The sequence below is a fragment of the Nocardiopsis aegyptia genome, assembly GCF_013410755.1.
Lineage (GTDB): Bacteria > Actinomycetota > Actinomycetes > Streptosporangiales > Streptosporangiaceae > Nocardiopsis > Nocardiopsis aegyptia.
Window position 1 is genome coordinate 3,481,733 of the sequence record NZ_JACCFS010000001.1, and the last position, 19,327, is coordinate 3,501,059.

Annotated in this window: 18 protein-coding genes; 11 read left to right on the forward strand and 7 right to left on the reverse strand. The window is 73.6% G+C overall.

The features are described 5' to 3' along the window. The first annotated feature begins 174 nt into the window (after window positions 1–174). Window positions 175–1,542, forward strand: coding sequence for an MFS transporter (locus tag HNR10_RS15635; protein WP_179824316.1), 1,368 nt, complete (start codon window positions 175–177; stop codon window positions 1,540–1,542). Window positions 1,543–1,683: 141 nt separating this feature from the next. Here the strand turns inward: HNR10_RS15635 and HNR10_RS15640 are convergent, their stop codons facing one another. Both HNR10_RS15640 and HNR10_RS30785 read right to left on the reverse strand, forming a co-directional pair. Continuing rightward, a complete protein-coding gene (locus HNR10_RS15640) occupies window positions 1,684–3,777 on the reverse strand; it encodes a WD40 repeat domain-containing serine/threonine protein kinase (RefSeq protein ID WP_179824318.1) in 2,094 nt (697 codons plus the stop codon). Between the two features lie 13 nt (window positions 3,778–3,790). Then, complete coding sequence (locus HNR10_RS30785) at window positions 3,791–6,028, reverse strand: WD40 repeat domain-containing serine/threonine protein kinase (protein WP_312889283.1); 2,238 nt, start codon at window positions 6,026–6,028, stop codon at window positions 3,791–3,793. Window positions 6,029–6,281: 253 nt separating this feature from the next. On the opposite strand from HNR10_RS30785, the gene HNR10_RS15650 reads away from it, so the two are divergent. After that, entirely contained in the window at window positions 6,282–6,545 is a 264-nt protein-coding gene (locus tag HNR10_RS15650) for a hypothetical protein (protein ID WP_179824320.1), read from the forward strand. A 133-nt stretch (window positions 6,546–6,678) separates the two neighbouring features. After that, window positions 6,679–7,356: a hypothetical protein gene (locus tag HNR10_RS15655; RefSeq protein ID WP_179824322.1), complete on the forward strand. Its 678-nt coding sequence runs from the start codon at window positions 6,679–6,681 to the stop codon at window positions 7,354–7,356. Window positions 7,357–7,411: 55 nt separating this feature from the next. On the opposite strand, the gene HNR10_RS15660 is transcribed toward HNR10_RS15655, so the two are convergent. After that, a complete protein-coding gene (locus HNR10_RS15660) occupies window positions 7,412–7,909 on the reverse strand; it encodes a phosphoribosyltransferase (RefSeq protein WP_179824324.1) in 498 nt (165 codons plus the stop codon). A 372-nt stretch (window positions 7,910–8,281) separates the two neighbouring features. Between HNR10_RS15660 and pdhA the strand changes: the two genes are divergently transcribed. From pdhA to HNR10_RS15675, 3 genes are read left to right on the forward strand one after another with little or no spacing between them, the layout of a single operon-like run. Further along, the gene (gene pdhA, locus HNR10_RS15665; RefSeq protein ID WP_179824326.1) at window positions 8,282–9,367 is read left to right on the forward strand and encodes a pyruvate dehydrogenase (acetyl-transferring) E1 component subunit alpha; all 1,086 of its coding nucleotides are present in this window, start codon (window positions 8,282–8,284) and stop codon (window positions 9,365–9,367) included. A gap of 1 nt (window position 9,368) precedes the next feature. After that, window positions 9,369–10,361, forward strand: coding sequence for an alpha-ketoacid dehydrogenase subunit beta (locus tag HNR10_RS15670; RefSeq protein WP_179824328.1), 993 nt, complete (start codon window positions 9,369–9,371; stop codon window positions 10,359–10,361). Then, window positions 10,358–11,788, forward strand: coding sequence for a dihydrolipoamide acetyltransferase family protein (locus HNR10_RS15675; RefSeq protein WP_179824330.1), 1,431 nt, complete (start codon window positions 10,358–10,360; stop codon window positions 11,786–11,788). The genes HNR10_RS15670 and HNR10_RS15675 overlap by 4 nt, the downstream gene beginning before the upstream one ends. Before the next feature lie 81 nt (window positions 11,789–11,869). On the opposite strand, the gene HNR10_RS15680 is transcribed toward HNR10_RS15675, so the two are convergent. Continuing rightward, window positions 11,870–13,093, reverse strand: a complete 1,224-nt coding sequence (locus tag HNR10_RS15680) for an FAD-dependent oxidoreductase (protein WP_179824332.1) — start codon at window positions 13,091–13,093, stop codon at window positions 11,870–11,872. 131 nt (window positions 13,094–13,224) lie between these two features. Between HNR10_RS15680 and HNR10_RS15685 the strand changes: the two genes are divergently transcribed. Together HNR10_RS15685 and fabI are read left to right on the forward strand one after the other, a co-directional pair. Next, window positions 13,225–13,833: a TetR family transcriptional regulator gene (locus tag HNR10_RS15685; protein ID WP_179824334.1), complete on the forward strand. Its 609-nt coding sequence runs from the start codon at window positions 13,225–13,227 to the stop codon at window positions 13,831–13,833. 120 nt (window positions 13,834–13,953) lie between these two features. After that, complete coding sequence (fabI, locus tag HNR10_RS15690; protein ID WP_179824336.1) at window positions 13,954–14,727, forward strand: enoyl-ACP reductase FabI; 774 nt, start codon at window positions 13,954–13,956, stop codon at window positions 14,725–14,727. A gap of 127 nt (window positions 14,728–14,854) precedes the next feature. Here the strand turns inward: fabI and HNR10_RS15695 are convergent, their stop codons facing one another. Both HNR10_RS15695 and HNR10_RS15700 read right to left on the reverse strand, forming a co-directional pair. Next, window positions 14,855–15,310, reverse strand: coding sequence for a DUF6228 family protein (locus HNR10_RS15695; protein ID WP_179824337.1), 456 nt, complete (start codon window positions 15,308–15,310; stop codon window positions 14,855–14,857). Window positions 15,311–15,389: 79 nt separating this feature from the next. Next, the gene (locus HNR10_RS15700) at window positions 15,390–16,370 is read right to left on the reverse strand and encodes an alpha/beta hydrolase family protein (RefSeq protein WP_179824338.1); all 981 of its coding nucleotides are present in this window, start codon (window positions 16,368–16,370) and stop codon (window positions 15,390–15,392) included. A 164-nt stretch (window positions 16,371–16,534) separates the two neighbouring features. Here HNR10_RS15700 and HNR10_RS15705 point away from each other — a divergent pair, with 164 nt between their 5' ends. Beyond that, window positions 16,535–17,131: a TetR/AcrR family transcriptional regulator gene (locus HNR10_RS15705; RefSeq protein WP_179824339.1), complete on the forward strand. Its 597-nt coding sequence runs from the start codon at window positions 16,535–16,537 to the stop codon at window positions 17,129–17,131. A 27-nt stretch (window positions 17,132–17,158) separates the two neighbouring features. Here the strand turns inward: HNR10_RS15705 and HNR10_RS32000 are convergent, their stop codons facing one another. Continuing rightward, window positions 17,159–17,728 carry a TetR/AcrR family transcriptional regulator gene (locus tag HNR10_RS32000; RefSeq protein ID WP_179824340.1) on the reverse strand — a complete coding sequence of 190 codons (570 nt, stop codon included), beginning with the start codon at window positions 17,726–17,728 and terminating at the stop codon, window positions 17,159–17,161. A gap of 75 nt (window positions 17,729–17,803) precedes the next feature. Here HNR10_RS32000 and HNR10_RS15715 point away from each other — a divergent pair, with 75 nt between their 5' ends. Together HNR10_RS15715 and HNR10_RS15720 are read left to right on the forward strand one after the other, a co-directional pair. Beyond that, window positions 17,804–18,058 carry an SDR family oxidoreductase gene (locus tag HNR10_RS15715; protein ID WP_179824341.1) on the forward strand — a complete coding sequence of 85 codons (255 nt, stop codon included), beginning with the start codon at window positions 17,804–17,806 and terminating at the stop codon, window positions 18,056–18,058. A 19-nt stretch (window positions 18,059–18,077) separates the two neighbouring features. Further along, window positions 18,078–19,010: an alpha/beta hydrolase gene (locus HNR10_RS15720; RefSeq protein WP_179824342.1), complete on the forward strand. Its 933-nt coding sequence runs from the start codon at window positions 18,078–18,080 to the stop codon at window positions 19,008–19,010. The last annotated feature ends 317 nt before the right edge of the window (window positions 19,011–19,327 follow it).

Consider the following 19,327-nt stretch of genomic DNA (forward strand, 5'->3'; position numbering starts at 1 on the left):
CCGCCCACCAACCGACCATTCGGTCACTAGAGCCCCATTCAACTGCGAAAAGGGGGAGCCGACTTGAAAAGTGGAGTGGGTCACATGGCATGGTGTCCTAGTGCGCGTCCACCAGGGCGCGCTCGTCAGTCGACACCGGCACCCCAGCGCCGGTCGAAAGCGAACGGAGCCCCCATGGCCACGTCCGACCCCGCGATTCCCCCGACGGGAGCAGGCAACCAGTCCAGGGAGAGACGTCGCGTCCTCGCCGGGACCATGGTCGGCACCACCATCGAGTGGTACGACTTCTTCGTCTACGCGCAGGCCGCGGGACTCGTCCTCGCCCCGCTCTTCCTCGCGCCGGTGGCCGACTCCAGCCCGGCCGTGGCCCAGGTGCTGTCGTTCGCGACCATCGGCATCTCCTTCCTGTTCCGCCCGCTGGGCGCCGTCGTCGCGGGCTTCCTGGGCGACCGGTTCGGCCGCAAGCGCGTGCTCGTGGGCACCCTCGTCATGATGGGCCTGGCCACCTTCCTCATCGGTGTGCTGCCCACCTACGCCCAGATCGGCGTGGCGGCGCCCGTCCTGCTCATCACCCTGCGCGTGCTCCAGGGCTTCTCCGCCGGCGGCGAGTGGGGCGGGGCGGCCCTGATGTCCGTCGAGCACGCCCCCGTCGGACGCCGCGGCTTCTTCGGCGCCTACCCGCAGATCGGTGTTCCCTGCGGCATGATCCTCGCGACGTTCGTCGTGTGGACGATCACCGCGATCATCGGGCCGGACGCCTTCGTCGAGTGGGGCTGGCGCATCCCCTTCCTCGTGTCCTTCCTGCTGATCATCGTCGGCCACCTGATCCGCAAGTCGGTGGAGGAGTCCCCCGTCTTCCAGCAGATGCAGCAACGGCGCGCCCAGGCGTCGGCGCCCCTGCGCACGCTGTTCAGGAACCACACCCGCGAGGTCGTGCTCTCCGCCCTCATCTTCCTGGCCAACAACGCGGCCGGATACCTGCTCATCGCCTTCCTGGCCACCTACGCGTCCCGCCCCGTGGAGGAGTTCGGCCTCGGCATGGAGCGCGGCCCCGTCCTGCTGGCCACCACGCTCGCCTCGTTCGGCTGGCTGGCGTCCACGCTGTACGGCGGGTGGCTGTGCGACCGGATCGGCCGGGTGCGGACCTTCCAGATCGGCTACGCGATGCTGGCGGCCTGGTCCGTGCCGATGTGGTTCCTCATCGACACGGGGAACATCGTCATGTACTTCCTCGCGCTCTTCCTGTTCACACTGGGCATGGGTCTGAGCTACGGGCCGCAGGCGGCGCTGTACGCGGAGATGTTCCCGGCCGCCGTCCGGTACTCGGGTGTCTCGATCGGCTACGCGCTCGGTGCGATCGTGGGCGGTGCGTTCGCGCCGATGATCGCCGAACTGCTGCTGACCTCGTTCGACGCGTCGTGGACGATCGGCGCCTACGTCGTCGTGGCGTGCGCGGTCTCCTTCGTCGCGGTCTCCCTGGTGAAGGACCCGCACGGCGTCGACCTGAACGTGGACGACGCCGCCGAGGGCGAGCGGGTGTAGGTCACCGAGGCGACGGGACGCGAGTCGACGTGTCGACCTGCCGCCACGTCGCTTCGTCGGTTCGTCGATCCCCGGGTCCGCGGGTGCGGTCGGGGCCGGTGGGTGTTTCACGTGAAACACCCACCGGCCCCGGCGCCCGGGTCAGTCGATCGTGCCGATGACCTCCATGGTCTCCGCGTCGCGGAGTTCGACCACGCCCCGGGAGCGGTTGTGGCCGGCGATGATGCCCTCGACCGCCCTGGTCGTGTGCGGCACCAGCGACTCCGCCTCCTCGGCGACCTCCTCGCCGGTCGCCAGGTCCCACGTGCGCACGCCGCCCGGCTCCTCGCCCACGCGCAGCGCCCCGTAGACCCGTCCCGCCCCGGGGTCGACGGAGACCTGGACGATCTCCCCCTCCCCGTCGAACGGGTACTCGACGAGATCGGCGCCGTCGGCGTAGTCGTGCAGGACGGGGACGCCACCGGAGACGAACAGGATCTCGGTGGAGTCGGCGAAGAGGTGAACCGAGTGCCAGCGGGCGTCGTCCTCGCGCATGCTCGCCAGCCGCTCCCCGGACTCCGCGTCCCACACCATGATCTGGCCGTTGCCCGCGCCCCAGACGCGGTCGCCGTCCGGGGAGAGACCGACGCCGGCGACCTCGGAGAGCCCGTGGAACCGCTGGACGAGTTCCTCGGTCCGGACGTCCCACACGGTCACGGTCGCCCCGCCGTCGGCGATCTCTCCTCCGAGCACCAGCCGGTCGCCGTCCGGGCCGAACGCGGCGGCGGTGGCGGGCCGGTTCCCCGCGGGCCGGGCGAACTCACCCGTGGCCAGGTCGTACAGGCGCGCACCGGCCGAGGTCGGGTAGGCCATCGAGCAGCCGTCCGGACTGAACGCGGGCAGGTGCAGATGTCCTTCGCCGTCCGGGTTGGGCACGAACCCGATCCGCTGCTCGTCGGCCCGCCAGTCGTAGAGCGAGACGCCCCGCGCATCGTCCACCGCGAGCACGGACGCGTCGGGCGAGAGGGTGAACAGGCCGATGTAGCCGGGGTCGTTCGCCGCGCCGGAATCCGGATCGGCGTCGAACCCCGCGGCCACCGTCGCGGCGGTGTCGCAGGACGCGCCGTCCGGCTCGGCGGGGGCCTCCTCGCCGGACGCGGCCGCGGCGGACCCGCCGTCGTCCCGGGCGGCCGACAGGGCGACCAGTCCACCGCCCGCCCCGAGCACGGCGAGGGCGGCGCCGGCGGCGAGGACCGGGAGACGGCGTGAGCGCCGGGCGGGTGCCTGCGCCGCCGGCTCCGGTCCTTCGGGCCCCGGTGCTCCGGGCACCGGACCGTCCGGCGGAGCGGTCGGCGGGTCCGACGCGCGCAGGAGGCCCTCGACCTCCCGTTCGGTCGCCGCGACCATCGCGCCCGCGCCCGATCCGGCCCACGGGCCCGCGAACTCCGCCGGCGCCGGTGCGCCGCCCAGGGCGCGCAGGAGTTCGTCCGCGCCCGGGCGCTGATCGGGGTCCTTGTCCAGGCAGGCCTCCACCAGCGCGCGCAGCCGGGGCGGCACACCCCCGGTGCGCGGCCGGTCCCGGGCGATGCGGAACAGGACGTGCGCGGGGTGTCCGTCCCCGAACGGAGGCGTGCCCGTGAGGGCGTGGACCAGGACGCCGCCGAGGGCGAAGACGTCGCTCGCGCCGGTCACCGGATCGCCCCGGCCGTGCTCGGGCGACATGAACGAGGGCGTGCCCACCATGGTGCCGGTCCTGGTGAGCTGGGCGTCCTCCAGGGCCCGGGCGATACCGAAGTCGATCACCTGTGGTCCGTGCGCGCTGACCAGGACGTTCGTGGGCTTGAGATCGCGGTGGACCGCGCCGGCGGCGTGGACGTGCGCCAGGGCGTGGGCGATGCCCCGCGCCGCGAGCACCGCCGCGTTCTCGGGCAGGGGGCCCGTCCGGTCGACCAGGGCGCCGAGCGAGGGGCCGCGGACGAAGGCGGTGGCCATCCACGGACGCTCCGCCTCGGGGGCGGCCGCGAGGACCAGTGGGACGAAGGGGCCGCGCACACGGGCCGACACGGCGGTCTCGCGGGCGAAGCGCTCGCGGAACTCCGGGTCGGTGCTGTACTCGGCGCGCACGACCTTGACGGCGGCGGGCGCTCCGAAGGCGTCGCGGCCGAGGTAGACCTCGCCCATCCCGCCGCCGCCGACCCGGGCGAGCAGGCGGAACGGTCCCAGGGCGAGCGGGTCGGACCCGTGGAGGGGCTGCATGGGCGCCTTTCGGTCAGCTCAGATCGCCGATGATGTCGAACGTGTCCGGATCCAGGAACAGGACGGTCTCCTCCCCCGGCCACTGGACGGTCGCGACGACGTCGCCCTCCGGCCCGGCGGCGAGCACGTGGAAGAGGTTGGACCGGCTGTCGGCGACGAGTTCCCCGCTGTCGGTGTCCCAGGCGAATCCGCTGCCGTCGCCGGCCGTGGGCTGCTCGTACCCCTCGCCGCTCATCAGGGTGGAACCGTCCGCGGAGAAGGCGAGCGTGTCCACGCGGACGCTGTGCTCGGTGTCCTGGGGCCGTTGGAAGGTCCGCAGGAGTTCCTGGGTGGCGAGGTCGTAGAGGTGGACGGTGTAGCGGTCGGCGGTGAGGGCGAACCACGGCTCGGCGGGGTGGAAGGCGACCTCGGGGGAGCTGAGGAGGACGCCGGTCTGGTCGGCCTCGCGCGAGTACTCGAAGGTGCGCACCGGTTCCAGGGTCTCCGCGTCCAGCAGGATGGTCGTGCCGGCGTACTGGTCGATCAGGACGAGGTACGCCCCGTCGGGGCTGAACCGCAGGACGTCGGGCCTGCGGTCGTGCTCGAACTCGGCGACGGACGCGCCGGTGCCGGTGTCCTGGATCCGGACGGTGTGCGCCGAGTCGTTGTCGCCGTCGGGCGCCCGGGTGGAGGCCGCGACTCGCGCACCGTCCGCCGACACGTCCAGCGGGCCGACGCTGACCTGGTCGTCCTCGGGGCGGAGGAAGGCGGTCTCGTCGGGGTCCTCGGTGCTCCAGAGCGCGATGCCGCCGCGGGCGGTGGTGGCTCCCGTGCCCGACGCGCCCACCGCGACGTCTCCCACGGCGGGGCCGAAGTCGCTCAGCAGCTCGCCCGTCTCCCAGTCCCACAGGGTGACGGTGTCGGTCGTGGTCACGAGCAGGCCGGAGGGGACGAACGTCAGTGCCCGGACGTCGCCGGTGAGGGCGTCGGTGCCGGTGCCCTCCTCGGCGTCGGACGCGTCGGCGGCCGATGGGGACGCGGAGGGAGAGGGGTCGACGGCCGCGTCCGGCCCGCCGCCGGAGCGGTCGGCCAGGACGACGGCGGTGACCGCGGCGGCCGTGACGAGGGCGAGTGCCCCGGCGCCGGCGGCGAGGAGTCGGCGTGTGCGGCGGCGTCGTCCGGGGCCGGGCGGGTGCGGGGAGGTTCGGCCGGTCGCGTCCGTCGTGTCCGTCGCGCCGGCCGGGTGCGATGGCGGCGGCGGTTGTTGCGGTCGCCCCGGTTGTGGCGCGGGCGCGGGGTGGGTCGGACCCGCCGGGTGCCGGGGCGGCTGGTGCGGGCCGGTGGCGTCGGCGGAGGGCTCGGGGAGCTGCCGCGGCGGGGCGGCGATGACGGCGCGCAGTTCGCCGTCCCGCACCTGGATGGCCTGGGTGACCGACGCCGGCAGCCACCCCTCCTCGGCCGAGGGGAGCGGCAGCTCCGAGAGCGCGCGCACGAGGTCCTCGGCGTCCGGGCGCCGCGCGGGGTCCCGGTTCAGACACCGGGCCAGGAGGTCGCGCAGCGGCCCGCCGGGGACCTCGGACAGCCGGGGCTCCTCCGACAGCACGCGCGTCATGACCGCCTCGGCCGGTCCGCGGCCGAACGCCCCCTGGCCGGTCGCGGCGAAGACCACGACCCCGGCCAGGGAGAACACGTCGCTCCTGGGCGAGGTCTCCTGCCCCATGATCTGCTCCGGCGCCGCGTAGGAGGGAGTGCCGAACGCCTCGCCCTCGCGGGTCAGGACCGTGCCCTCCACCGCTCGGGCGATGCCGAAGTCGATGACCTGGGGCCCGCTCGGCGACAGCAGCACGTTCCCGGGCTTGAGGTCGCGGTGCATGAGGCCCGCCTCGTGGATGGACCGCAGGGCACGGGCCAGCCCGATCGCCAGGACCGTCAGGGAGCGCGGCGGGAGCGGCCCGTCATCGGCGACGGCCTGCTTGAGCGTGGGGCCGGGCACGTACGCGGTGGCCATCCACGGGACCGGGGCGTCCGGATCAGCGGCCATGACGGCGGGCGTGAAGGGCCCGCGTACCTTCTGCGCCGTGCGGACCTCGCGTGCGAACCGGGCACGGAACCGGGGGTCGTCGGCGATGTCGGCGCGGACGACCTTGACGGCGGCGGTCGCCCCGGAGGCGTCGCGGCCGAGGTAGACCTGGCCCATCCCCCCGGCACCGAGGCGTGTCAGGAGGCGGAAGGGTCCGACCGCGGTCGGGTCGTCGGGGGTGAGCGGCTGCACGGCGGGTGATGTCCTTGGGGGTACGGGGGCCGTCGGGAGTCTGGGGGGAACCACCGACAATCTAGACGCTACCGGGCAGGGGCGTGCCGGGGCCGGGGCCCGTCCGCGGTCGTCCACAGGCCGCGGGTCGTCCGGGTGCTTCGGATCGGCCCTGACCACAGTGCGCTGTCCGGTTCCGGACAGGAAGGCCACTGGCTCCGGGGCGCCCCCTGTGGTGCGATGTCCGGCGACGGTCGAATCCGAGAGGTGAGCGATGCCCCAGCGATTCCGCACCAGGGACGGCAAGAAGGTGACGGTCGGCGATCAGGTGTGGAGCCAGAACCACTGGCCCTGGACGATCAACGGCGTCGAGCGCAGATACGGCGTGGACTGGGTGCTCATGACGCACGACGAGGTCGGTCGGGACACCCTCGACATGGCGGTCATGGACTTCACGACCTACATCTACAAGTCACACCCTCCACAGGGGTGCCTCGAAGCCGGGTGTCGGCACCGCCCCTGGGGCGCTCTGGGCTGACGCGGGGCGGGCAACCGCCCCGGTTCCGTCGTGCCGGATGCGCCGCGGGCGGTGTCGGTTCGGGCCGGGTGCGGCCACGCGGCTGAGTACCGCTACTCAGCCGCTCCGCCGGCGGCTGTCCCAGCATGGAGACATGACGACAAGGACGCACATCTCCCTGTGGACGAGCGGCGCCGGGGCGCTCGCCCTCGCCCTGACCACGACCGCCTGCGTGCCCGGCTTCCCCGACCGGTCGGACTCCGCGCCCGCCCCCGCGACACAGACCCCCACCGCCGCCGTCGACCAGGCCGAGGAGTCCCCGGAGACCGAGGAGACCCCGCGCGACGAGGGGGCGCCCGACGCACCCGAGGACAACTCCCGGTTCGGGATGGCCAGTTGGGGCGCGCCGGTGCTGGAGGGGTGGACGATGGCGGCCTTCGACCAGAACGGCGTCCACCAGTTCACGCACGGCTCCAGCTCGTGCCAGGTCACGCTGTACCAGAACCGCGCCGACGGGTCCGCTCAAGGCGGCGAGCCGCGCGACACCCTCGACGGATTCATCTCGACACTGGAGGGCGAGGTCGGCACGGTGGCCGCCGTCCCGCAGCCGGCCGTGGAGGTCGGTGACTTCGGCGGCGGGACCGCCGAGTTCGAGGCCGACGAACTGAGCTACACCGGCAACGACGGCGCCGACTACACCATGCTCCTGGCCGCCCAGTGGTTCGAGGACGTGGAGCTGATCATGGCGCCCGTCTGCCGGACCTCCGACTACGGGGCCAACGCGGACGAGGTCGACGCCTTCGTCGGTGCCCTCACCGTCGAGCGCGTCTGACCCGCCCCGCCGGGCGTCGCGGCCCCACCCCGTCGAAGGTCGCGGCCACGCCCCGTCAGGCGTCGCGGACCTGGTCCGGGCGCGTGACGACGGGCGGCAGGACGGACCACGGGAAGTTGATCCACTGGTCGGTGTGCTTCCAGACGTACTCGCACTTGACCAGCGACTGCGGCTTCTCGTAGATGACCGCGCTGCGGACCTCGGCCACGTGCTCGGCACAGAAGTCGTGGACGAGCTTGAGGGTCTTGCCGGTGTCGGCGACGTCGTCGGCGACCAGGACCTTCTTGCTGCTCAGGTCCACCACGTTGGGTACGGGCGGCAGCATGACGGGCATGTCCAGCGTGGTGCCGACACCCGTGTAGAACTCCACGTTCATCACGTGCAGGTTCTTGACGTCGAGCGCGTACCCCAGACCGCCGGCCACGAACAGGCCGCCGCGGGCGATCGAGAGGATCATGTCCGGCTCGAACCCGTCGTCGGCGATCGCCGTGGCCAGGTCCCGCATCGCGGTGCCGAACAGTTCGTAGCTCAGATTCTCGCGCTCGTCGCTCACGCGGTCCCCCTCCGGTGGTGTGGTGTGTGCCCCCGTCGGTCTCGTCGCAGGTGGCGGCGCGCGGGCACCGACTCATGCTATGTGCGCCCCCTTCCCGCACCCGGACGGGTCCGCGGTCCCCCGGCACGTGTCGGTGTCCGCCCCGACCCGCGTCGCGCGTCCCCACGTCCAACGCCGTCCCGGGCGGCGTGCCGGTGACGTGGACCACTTGTCCACCCGGGCGAGTGTTCCGCGTCACGGCACTGGACGGTTGGTCCGAAATCAGGGGGTGTGAACCGACATAATCTTAACTTTTACCTCCCACTAGCGAACATATGGCAACAAACAGCACCATGTTCCTGTACATCTCTCCGCCGTACAGGAGGTAGAAGCATGGCCGGTGACCAGGAACTGCTCCCCTCGGAGCAGCCGGTCCAGCTGCTCGACGAAACCGGGAGACCAGTCGCCGACCCGCCGTTGCCGTTCCCCGACAACGACCGGCTGCTGGCCGCCTACGCCTCCCTGGTGACCGGTCGCAGGGTCAACGACCAGGCCGGAGCCCTCGTCCGCCAGGGGCGCCTGGCCGTCTACCCCTCCTCCCACGGGCAGGAGGCCTGCCAGAGCGGGGCCGCCCTCGCGCTCGCCGACGGCGACTGGCTCTTCCCCACCTACCGCGACACCGCCGCCGTCATCGCGCGCGGCGTCGACCCGGTCCAGGTGCTCACGCTGCTCAAGGGCGACTGGCATTCCGGCTACGACCCCTACGCCCACCGCGTCGCACCCCAGGCCACCCCGCTGGCCACCCAGCTCCTGCACGCCGTCGGCGTCGCGCACGCCGCCCGCCTACGGGGCGAGGACACCGTCGTCATGGCCCTGTGCGGCGACGGCGCCACCAGTGAGGGCGACTTCCACGAGGCGCTCAACTTCGCCGCCGTCCTCCAGGCGCCCGTCGTGTTCTTCGTGCAGAACAACGAGTACGCGATCTCCGTCCCCCTCGCCAAGCAGAGCGCCGCCCCCTCCCTGGCCCACAAGGGCGTCGGCTACGGGGTTCCGGGCGAACGCGTGGACGGCAACGACGCCGCGGCCGTGCTCGCCGTCCTCGACCGGGCCGTGGCCGACGCCCGCTCAGGGAAGGGGCCGAGCCTGGTGGAGGCGCACACCTACCGCGTGCAGGCGCACACCAACGCCGACGACGCCTCCCGCTACCGCACGGACGACGAGGTCGAGCCGTGGGTGGCCCGCGACCCCATCGTGCGCATGGAGGCCTACCTCAAGCGCAGGCGCCTGCTCACCAAGGCCCGCAAGGAGCGCATCGCCGAGGAGGCGGAGGCCGTGGCCACCGCCATGCGCGAAGGGCTGTCCCGCGACACCGAACCGGACCCCGCCGAGCTGTTCGCCCACGTGTTCGCCGAACCCACCCCGCAGCTGGCCGAGCAGGCCGCCTTCCTGGCCGACGAACTGAGCAGAGAGGGCCACTGAGATGACGACGGACCCCACCAAGCTCTCCATGGCCCAGGCCCTCAACCGGGCGCTGCGCGACGCCATGGCCGAGGACGAGACCGTCTACGTCTTCGGTGAGGACGTCGGACCCCTCGGCGGGGTCTTCCGGATCACCGACGGCCTGACCGCCGAGTTCGGCGAACAGCGCTGCTTCGACACCCCCCTCGCCGAGTCCGGCATCGTGGGCATGGCCGTGGGCATGGCGATGAACGGCATGCGGCCCGTCGTCGAGATGCAGTTCGACGCGTTCGCCTACCCGGCCTTCGAGCAGATCGTCAGCCACGTCGCCAAGACCAGGAACCGCACCCGCGGCCGGGTCGGGCTGCCGATGGTCATCCGGGTCCCCTACGCGGGCGGCATCGGCGGTGTGGAGCACCACTGCGACTCCTCCGAGGCCTACTACGCGCACACCCCCGGCCTGACCGTCGTCGCTCCGTCCTCCGCCGCCGACGCCTACGCCCTGCTGCGCGACGCCATCGCCTCCCCCGACCCGGTCGTCTTCCTCGAACCGAAGAAGCTGTACTGGGCCAAGGAGGAGGTCGACCTCACCGCGCCCCGGCCCGGCATCGGGCGCGCGGTCGTCCGCCGCGAGGGTACCGACGCGACCCTCCTCGCCTACGGCCCGTCCGTGCCCACCGCCCTGGAGGCGGCCGAGGCCGCCGCCCAGGAGGGCCGCAGCCTCCAGGTGGTCGACGTGCGCTCGCTCGTGCCCTTCGACGACGAGACCGTGTGCGCCGCCGTCCGCTCGACCGGCCGCGCGGTGGTCATCGCGGAGGCGAGCGGATACGCCGGCGTCGCCTCGGAGATCGTGGCCAGGGTGACCGAGCGCTGCTTCCACTCCCTGGCCGCGCCCATCCGGCGCGTCACCGGGTTCGACATCCCCTACCCCCCGCCCAAGCTGGAGCGCTTCCAGCTGCCCAGCGTGGACCGCGTCCTGGACGCCGTCGACGACCTGCAGTGGGAGGACCAGTGAGCACGCAGACCTTCGACCTCCCCGACCTAGGCGAGGGCCTGACCGAGGCCGAGGTGGTCCGGTGGCTCGTCGCGGTCGGGGACACCGTGGCCGTGGACCAGCCGGTCGTGGAGGTGGAGACCGCCAAGTCGGTCGTGGAGGTGCCGTCGCCGTTCGCGGGCACCGTGAGTGAGCTGCACGGCGACGAGGGCGAGGTGATGGCGGTCGGCCGCCCGCTGATCAGCGTCGCCGCCGACGAACCCGCGGACACCGCGCGGAACGCGGCCCCGGCGGTGTCGCCGGAGGCCGAGCGCTACCGCGAGGAGGAAAGGGCCGGAACCGGGTCCGGCAACGTCCTCATCGGGTACGGCACGCCTGACACCCAGGCCACCGGGCGCCGCCGCAGGCCCCGCACCCGTCCCCCCGCGCGCGGCGCCCAGCCGTCCGTGCCCGCGGCCGGGGTCGGCGCAGCCGTGCCCGCGACCGGTTCGGGCACAGACTCGCCCGCGGCGGGGTCGTCCGGAACGAGGCGGGTGCCGCTGGTGACCTCCCCCTTGGTGCGCCAGATGGCGCGGGAGGCCGGACTGCGCATCGCCGACGTCCCCGGCAGCGGACCCGGCGGACTCATCACCCGCCGCGACGTCCGCGCCGCCGTGGAGTCCGCCCGCGCCGACGCGGCCACGCCGCCCCGGGCACCGGAGACGTCCGACGCGGCGACCTCGGCGACCGCGGGAGCCGAGGCGGCCACCGACGCGCGTACCGGTCTGGCGGAGGCGTCGCGGACCCCGATGAACGGCTTCCGCAAGGCCGTCGCCGCCTCGCTGTCCCGCAGCCGCCGCGAGATCCCCGAGGCCACCGTCTGGGTCGACGTCGACGCCACCGACCTCGTCCGGCTCCGCCGGTCCGACCCCGACGGTCCGGGCCTGCTCGCCTACGTGGCCCGGTTCGTGGTCGCGGGTCTGCGCGCCTTCCCCGAACTCAACGGCCTGGTCGACACCGAGCGCGGCGAACTGGTCCAGTACGACGGGATCAACCTCGGACTGGCCGTCCAGACCGACCGGGGCCTGGTCGCCCCCGCCGTCATGGGCGCGCACGAGCTCACCACCCGCGCGCTCGACGCGCGGATCCGCGAGCTGACCCGCCAGGCACGCGAGGGGACCGTCTCCCCCGCCCAGATGAACGCCGGCACGTTCACCCTCAACAACTACGGCTCGCTCCGGGTGGACGGCAGCGCCGCCATCATCAACCATCCGCAGGTCGCCATCCTCGGCCTCGGCCGGATCCTCGACCGGCCGTGGATCGTGGACGGCGAGGTGGTCGCCCGCAAGATCACCCAGCTGTCGTTCGCGTTCGACCACCGGGTGTGCGACGGCGGAGCGGCGGCGGGCTTCATGCGCGTGGTCGCCGACGCCATGGAGGACCCGGCCGCCGCGATCGCCGACCTGTAGCCGCCGGCCACGCGTCGGCGGCACCGACCGGGCGCCCCGGGGAGTCGGCACCCCGGGGCGCTCACCTTCGCCCTCCGCCGGCTACCGGTCGGCGGGACTCCGGTTCGCGCGCCGGATCGAGCGGACCACCAGGCCGCGCACGCCCGGCAGTAGAACGGCCCGCATCACCAGGTCGCGCGCCCACACGTGGGCCCGGCCGGGCGGGACGAACTGCGCCATGCCCTTGCGCGCCAGGGCCTGCCGCCGGTCGACCTCGGGCCGGAGCACCGCCTCCCAGTCCGCCAGGGCGGCCGGGACGTCCGCGTCCCGCTCCCCCAGGGCGTCGCCGAGCCGGTCGGCCCCGTCGAGCGCCAGCGCCGCGCCGTACCCGGCGAACAGCGTGACGCACCAGGCCGCGTCCCCGACGAGCACGACCCGGCCGCGGCTCCACCCCTCCATCGCGATCTGGCTGACGGAGTCGAAGTAGGCCGCCTCCGGGGCGCCCGCCAGCGCGCGCAAACCGTCGGGCACACCTCCGCCCAGGTCCCCGAAGGCCGTGGTCAGCGCGTCGACCGGCCCCCGGGCCAGCTCGGCCTCCGGATCGTCGCAGCGGTAGGTGAAGAACACCGAGGACCTGCCCGGGCCCAGGTTGACCACCGCCGCCGTGCGCCCCGGGCCGATGAACGTGGTGCCCGCCCCCTCCGGCACGTCCTCCGGGGTGCGGGCGAGCGGGAACGCCCCGACCATGTGGCGCATGTCCACCCGGACGTCCTGCTCCGGCCCGAACACCGTCGCGCGGACACCGGAGTGCAGCCCGTCGGCGCCGACCAGGAGGTCGGCGCGCTCGCGGGTGCCGTCGCTCAGCTCGACGTCCACACCGTCGCGATCCTGGGCCACGCCGCGCACGGTGGTACCGAAGCGGAACGCGACCCTCCCGCGCACCGCCTCGAACAGCGCCGACTCCAGATCGCCGCGGAACACGGTCAGCGCCCGGCCGCCGACCGCGGCCCGGGCGATCGCGGGCGGCACGGTGAACTTCCGGCTCCCGTCGGCTCTGACCAGGATCGAGGTGAACCAGCCCAGGTCCGCCTCGGCCAGTGCGGAGAGCACGCCCAGCCGCTCCGCGGCGTCGTAGCCCCGCCCGAGCAGGTTCACCATGTAGCCGTCGCTGCGGCGACCCGGGGCGCGCTCGACCACGAGCACGTCCCACCCGTCCCGGCGCAGCCGCAGCGCGGTCGCCAGACCGGCGATGCCCGCGCCCACGACGACCACCCGCCGCGTCCGTCCGCCGCCGGCCTCCTGTGCCCCGCCCCGGTCCTCCGCCATCGCCGCTCCTCGGTCCGCCTCAGAATGAACACATGCTCAAACCAGAGTATGAGCGTTTGTTCATACTCCGCGCAACCACGGGCGACGGCGACGTCGGCCGGTGCTCCGGCGAGCCGCGTAGAATCGACGGCATGCCCAGAGGCGTCGCCATTCCGGAGGTCCGGCAGCACCTGTTCTCCGCCGTCGAGCGGGTGATCGGCCGCGACGGACCCGGTCGGCTGAGCGGTCGCGCCGTCACGGTCGAGGCCGGGGTCGCGACCGGACTGCTCTACGCGCACTTCTCCGACCTCGACGACTTCCTGGCCGCCTACGCCGTCGACCGCGCCTTCCTGGTCTCGTCCGGGGCCTCGGCCCTGTCCGGCCGCGCGGGCGAGGGGAGCGTCACCCGGAACCTGTGCGACGCGGTCCTGGCGACGCCGCTGGAGACCGTCCGCCCGTGGGCCCGCCTGCTCGTCGCGCGACCGGACCTGGCGGGCGGCGTTCACGCGGTCCTCGGAGCGGGCACCGCCGGCTTCGACGCGATCGAGGCGGCCGTCGCGGCCTACCTCGCGGACGAACGCGGACTCGGCCGGGTCGCCGCGACCGCCGACCCTGCGGCGCTGGCCCTCGCACTCGTCGGCCTCCTGCACCACGTCGTGCTGTCGGCCGACGCCGGGCCCGACGCCCCCGACGCCTCCGACCGCCTGCGCGGGGCCGTCACCGCGCTGGTCGACGGCAGCACCGCGACCGCGCGGCACTGACCCCGGGCCCCCGGGGCCGGTTCAAAGTCCGCACGGATTTCTTGTGACACTCCACAGCGGTGGATCCGCCCGGTTGTCGATAGCTTGCCTGAGCGAGCGAAGAATCCACCAGGGGGCGCTTTGAACCTGCTCATCACCGGCATCACCACCCAGTCCTCCATCGCGTACGCGATCGCGGAGGAGGCCATGAACCAGGGCCACGAGGTGATCGTCACCAACCCGCCGGGACGGCAGTTCTCGATCTGCGAGCGGATCGCCAAGCGCCTGCCGAAGGAGCCCGTCGCCGTCCTGCCCATGGACGTCACCGACCCGGAGCAGATCGCCGCGACCGCCGCGGCCGTCGGCGAGCACTGGGACCACGTGGACGGGATCCTGCACGCCATCGCGTTCGCGCCCGAGAAGGCGCTGGGCGGCAACTTCCTCGACACCGAGTGGGCCGACGTCGCCACCGCCGTGCACGTGTCCGGGTACTCGCTCAAGGCCCTCACCGTCGGCTTCCGGAGCCTGCTCGGCGCGGCGCCGCACGGCGCCGGGGTGGTCTCGCTGACCTTCGACGCCAGCGTCGCCTGGCCGGTCTACGACTGGATGGGCTCGGCCAAGGCCGTCCTGGAGAACTCCACCAAGTACCTGGCCCGCGACCTGGGCGCCGAGGGCATCCGCGTCAACGCGATCGCCGCCGGCCCGATCAAGTCCCTGGCGGGCGGTTCGATCCCCGGGTTCGCGCAGATCTCCGACTCCTGGGGCGACCACGCCCCGCTGGGCTGGGACACCAAGGACGCCACGGTCGTCGCCGGACCGGCGCTGTTCCTGATGTCCCCGGCCGCGCGGGCGATCACCGGCACGGTCCTGCACGTCGACGGCGGCTACCACGCCATGGGCGCCCCCCTCGTCTGACCCGGCCGACTGAGAAGCGCTCGGGCCCCCGACCGGTCGGGGACCCTCGCACGCCGTGTCGCCCTGTCGCCCTGTCGCCCTGTCGCCGTGTCGACAAGCCGTTCCGACACTCGACGCCTCCGGGCTTCTAGGGGCGCAGGAGGCGGTCAGCCGCGTCGGCGATCCGGCGCAGCTCCTCACCCGCCTCCACGGTGACGACGACCCGCGCCGACCACGCGTCGGAGGTGTGGTGCAGATCGGCCCGGCGCAGGGTGATGGCCAGGCTCACCTGGCTCCGGCCATTGTGGTGCGCCTCCACGGTCATCTCCCGCTCCAGGGAGGTCCAGGACCGGGTCCCCGGCCAGCCCCGCCAGTCCTCCGCCAGCGCGACGAGGAAGTCCCGCAGGTTCTCCGGGGTCCGGCCCTCGAACGCGGACCGCCCTCGGGCGCTGATCCCGTCATCGCTGAGTTCGACTTCCACGGTGTGCGTGTAGCCGTCGCCCTCGGGGTCGACCGGCCTGTGCACGACCCAGCGTCCCGGGGCGTCCACCGGGGCGACGACGAAGCGGTCTTCCAGTGCGGTCACCTCGGTCGCCTCGGTCATCGCACCACCCTGCCACGCCCGGGATCCCCTCGGCCACGGCGTTTCCCGTGACCGGCCCGGATCGCCGACCCGGACGTCCCTACGGGGTGCCGGTCCCGGACTCCTTGGCCTCGACCCGTCCGATCGCGTCGGGGCCCGTGGTGAGCTGCGCGCACGCGTCCCGCCAGGCCGGGTCGTCGGGGTCGAACTCGGTGCGGAGGTAGGCCGACGTGAGCCGCTGGACCGCGGAGACCCGCTCGGGGCTCTCGTCCGTGGTCTCGGCGACGTCGTATCCGGAGACGCCGCCGAGACCGTGCTCCGCGCCGAACAGGGTCAGCAGCGCCTTGCGGCCCGGAGCCAGGCGGTACGGGTCGGCGTGCCACTCCGGGCCGTCGACCGTCAGGTGCTCGGAGGAGTCCTTGTCCCCGGCGACCACGAGCGCGGGTGTCGTCATCGTGGAGAAGTCCGTGGTCGCCAGGAACCCGTAGTTCTCCCGCACGAACCCGGTGAGGGCGTCGCCGCCCCGGCCGGGCGCGGCCAGCAGGACACCCGCGCTGATCCGGGAGTCGGCCAGGTCCACCACCGTGCCGTCGACCGGGTCGGTGAGCCGCGCGCCCAGCAGCAGGCTCGCGGTGTGCCCGCCCATCGAGTGCCCGGCCACGGCGACCCGGCCGCGGTCCACGCGCCCGCCGAGGCCGGGGACGGCGGCCTCGATCTCGTCGAACCGGTCGAGGACGCGCGTCATGTCCTCGGCCCGCGAGCGCCAGTGCATCGGCGCGTCCGGTGCGCCGGTCTCCAGGTTCAGCGTGCGCGAACTCAGGTGGGTCGGTTGGACCACGACGAAGCCGTGCGCCGCCCAGAAGTCGGCGAGCGGCGCGTAGCCGTGCAGCGAGGAGAGGTGGTTCGAGAAGCCCTGACCGTGCGAGAGCAGGATGACCGGTAGGTCGTCGCCGCTCACGGGCGCGGAGACCCGTACCCGCAGGTCGACCGCGCGGTCGGGGGTCGGCAGGACCACCGGGCCGACCGAGAGGGCGGGAGCGGGCGCGACGCGTGTCCCGGTCGGGCGCGTGGGTGCGTTCATGGGGTGTGTGTCCCTTCGACGGCCTCGGCCGCGGCCGCACGGGTCGGCGGCGGGGCGAGGCGGGCAGGCGTGTCGGGCTCGGCTAGACTGCAAGCGGAGCGCCGTTCCGATTAATATACGGAGCACTGCTCCGTTTTGTCAACGAGCATCGGAAGGAGAGCGCGGTGGCCACGACAGGTGAGTCCGGGGAGACGCCGTCCCGCGGCAAGAGGGCGGACGCGCGGCGCAACCAGCAGGCGCTGCTGACCGCCGCGGCCAAGGTGTTCGTCGCGTCCGGGGTGGACGCGCCCATCCGCGCGATCGCGGCCGAGGCCGGAGTCGGCATGGGGACGATCTACCGGCACTTCCCGACGCGCTCGGATCTGGTCATCGCCGTCTACCGGCACCAGGTCGAGGCCTGCGCCGAAGCGGGCCCGCGCCTGCTGGCGGAGGCGGAGTCACCGTTCGAGGCGCTTCGGCGGTGGGTCGACCTCTTCGTCGACTTCCTGGTCACCAAGCACGGCCTCGCGCACGCCATGCAGTCGGGCGGCGGCGGGTTCGACGCGCTGCACGCCTACTTCCTCGACCGCCTGGTGCCCGTCTGCGGTCAGTTGCTCGACGCCGCCGTCGAGTCCGGGGAGATCAGGTCCGACATCCGCGCGTTCGAACTGATGCGCGGCATCGGCAACCTCTGCGTCGGGCGTGAGAGCGACCCCGACTACGACCCCCGCCGGCTGATCGCGCTGCTCCTGCGCGGACTGCGGCGGTCGGGGGCGTCCTGAACCCGGGGTGCCCGCGCGAGGGCCGGGTCAGTCGATCAGCGCGACCAGGTCGTCCAGCCGGGGCGCGCGAGTCGCGTCGCCGGTGAGGATGCGGTACATCACCGTGCCGAGCAGGGCGTCGGCGACGAGGGCGGCGTCGAGCCCGTCCCGGAGCTGTCCGGACGCGATCGCGTCCGCGAACCGTGCCTCCAGCGCCGACCGCGCCGCCAGGGTGAGTCGCGTGTAGAGCGCGGTGCCCACGCGTTCGTCCTCGGCGGCGGCAGCGGCCAGTCCGCGGGCCAGCCCCAGCCGGGCGGGGTCGTCGAGGTAGCGGGCGGCGGTCGCCAACCAGGCCGCCAGGTCGGCGCGGATGTCGCCGCTGCCGGGCAGGGGCAGGACGAGTCCCGCACCGTCCCCGTCGAGCACGCACTCGGCGAGGATCGCGCTCTTGGACGGCCACCAGCGGTAGATGGTCTGCTTGCCGACCCCGGCGCGCTCGGCGATCCGCTCGACCGACAGGCCGCCGTACCCGTGTTCGGAGAGCAGGGTCAGCGCCGCGTCGAGGATCGCCGCCCTCGCCTGCTCGCTGCGCGCCCGTCCCGGCCCCCGTCGATTCACGGGACCACCCTAGCCAAGGTAGGGTGCTATTTTCGAGACGATACGTCTCGATTTTCTGCGCCAGGGGAGCGGCCCATGTCAGGACAGCGTGTGCTCATGGTCATCGGCGCCGGAGGGACGGGCGAGGCGATCGCCCGCCGCCAGGGTCCCGGTTCCACCGTCGTCCCGTCCGACCTCGACGAAGGGCTGCTCGGCACGCTCGGCGGTGTCGCGGAGGCCGCCGCGTTCCTGCTCTCGCCCGGGTCGTCCCTCGTCACCGGTACCGACCTGCCCGTCGACGGCGGAGCCGTCGCCGCCGTGCGGACCGGCGCGCTGTCCGCTCACGCCTGAGGACCTGGAGAGAACCCGCATGGACGCCTCAGCGCTGCACCCGGAACTGCGGTCGGCCTTCCGGCGCGTACCGAACCCGCCGATCGCCCGGGGCTGGCAGCGAAGCCTCGTACGGCTGGGCACACGGCTGCTGCCACGGCCCAGACTCCGCGACGGACTCACCCACGAGTACGTCGCCCTCGCGCCCGGGGTCGGCGCGCACGTCTTCACGCCCGGGAGCGGCGGCTCCGGCGGGGCGCTGCTGTGGATCCACGGCGGCGGCATGGTCATCGGCACCGCGGCGCAGGACCACGCGTCCTGCGTCGACACGGCCGTCGACCTGGACATCGTGGTGGTCTCGGTCGAGTACCGCCTCGCGCCCGAGCACCCCTTCCCCGTGCCGCTGGACGACTGCTTCCGGGTGTGGTCGTGGCTGCTGGACCACGCGGCGGAGCGGGGTGCCGATCCGCACCGGATCGCGGTCGGCGGCCAGAGCGCCGGCGGCGGACTCGCGGCGGGACTCGTTCAGCGGATCCACGACCACTCGGGCGTCCAACCGGTCGCGCAGTGGCTGTTCTGCCCGATGCTCGACGACCGCACGGCCGCCCGCCGCGAACTCGACGCGGTCGACCACTTCCTGTGGAACAACCGCTCCAACCGGGTCGGCTGGAGCGCGTACCTGGGCACCGAGCCCGGCACGCCGCACATGCCGCCCTACGCCGCTCCGGGCCGCCGGACGGACCTGGACGGAATGCCGCCGACGTGGATCGGCACGGGCGACATCGAGCTGTTCTACGAGGAGGACCGCGCCTACGCCGAGGCGCTGACCGGCGCGGGGGTGGACACCACGCTGCTCGTGGTGCCCGGTGCCCCGCACGCCTTCGAGTCGCTCGCGCCCCGGACCCGGGTGGCGCAGGAGTTCGGCGCCGCCGCGCGCACCTGGCTGCGGGGGCACCTGACCCCGCCGGAGTGAACCGCACCGCGGCCTGGACCCGGAGCGGACCGGGGTCCGGCGGGGCGTCACCGTCTCCGACCGCCTCGCCGATCGAAGTCGGCAGCGGCGGGTAACCGGCCACCAGCCCGGCGGCGCGTTCGACTAACGTCCTGGTGATCGTCAACCCACTGCCGGGCTGCGAACCCAACGTGACGTGAGGTCGAGCACGGCCCCCGGCCACGCTCGCAGCCGTGTTGAATCGCCGACGACCGGCAGGCGGGGCGGGCTCGGCTACTCCCGGCCCTGCCGGGCCTCGGCGTCGGCGGCCCAGCCGCGCAGCATGAGGTCCAGCACGG

Coding starts and splice junctions, on each gene's coding strand:
- HNR10_RS15715 (WP_179824341.1), top strand. CDS start 17,804: ATGTCAGGACAGCGTGTGCTCATGGTCATCGGCGCCGGAGGGACGGGC.
- HNR10_RS15635 (WP_179824316.1), top strand. CDS start 175: ATGGCCACGTCCGACCCCGCGATTCCCCCGACGGGAGCAGGCAACCAG.
- HNR10_RS15680 (WP_179824332.1), bottom strand. CDS start 13,093: ATGGCGGAGGACCGGGGCGGGGCACAGGAGGCCGGCGGCGGACGGACG.
- HNR10_RS15685 (WP_179824334.1), top strand. CDS start 13,225: ATGCCCAGAGGCGTCGCCATTCCGGAGGTCCGGCAGCACCTGTTCTCC.
- HNR10_RS15720 (WP_179824342.1), top strand. CDS start 18,078: ATGGACGCCTCAGCGCTGCACCCGGAACTGCGGTCGGCCTTCCGGCGC.
- HNR10_RS15650 (WP_179824320.1), top strand. CDS start 6,282: ATGCCCCAGCGATTCCGCACCAGGGACGGCAAGAAGGTGACGGTCGGC.
- HNR10_RS15655 (WP_179824322.1), top strand. CDS start 6,679: ATGACGACAAGGACGCACATCTCCCTGTGGACGAGCGGCGCCGGGGCG.
- HNR10_RS15640 (WP_179824318.1), bottom strand. CDS start 3,777: ATGCAGCCCCTCCACGGGTCCGACCCGCTCGCCCTGGGACCGTTCCGC.
- HNR10_RS15670 (WP_179824328.1), top strand. CDS start 9,369: ATGACGACGGACCCCACCAAGCTCTCCATGGCCCAGGCCCTCAACCGG.
- HNR10_RS15695 (WP_179824337.1), bottom strand. CDS start 15,310: ATGACCGAGGCGACCGAGGTGACCGCACTGGAAGACCGCTTCGTCGTC.
- pdhA (WP_179824326.1), top strand. CDS start 8,282: ATGGCCGGTGACCAGGAACTGCTCCCCTCGGAGCAGCCGGTCCAGCTG.
- HNR10_RS15700 (WP_179824338.1), bottom strand. CDS start 16,370: ATGAACGCACCCACGCGCCCGACCGGGACACGCGTCGCGCCCGCTCCC.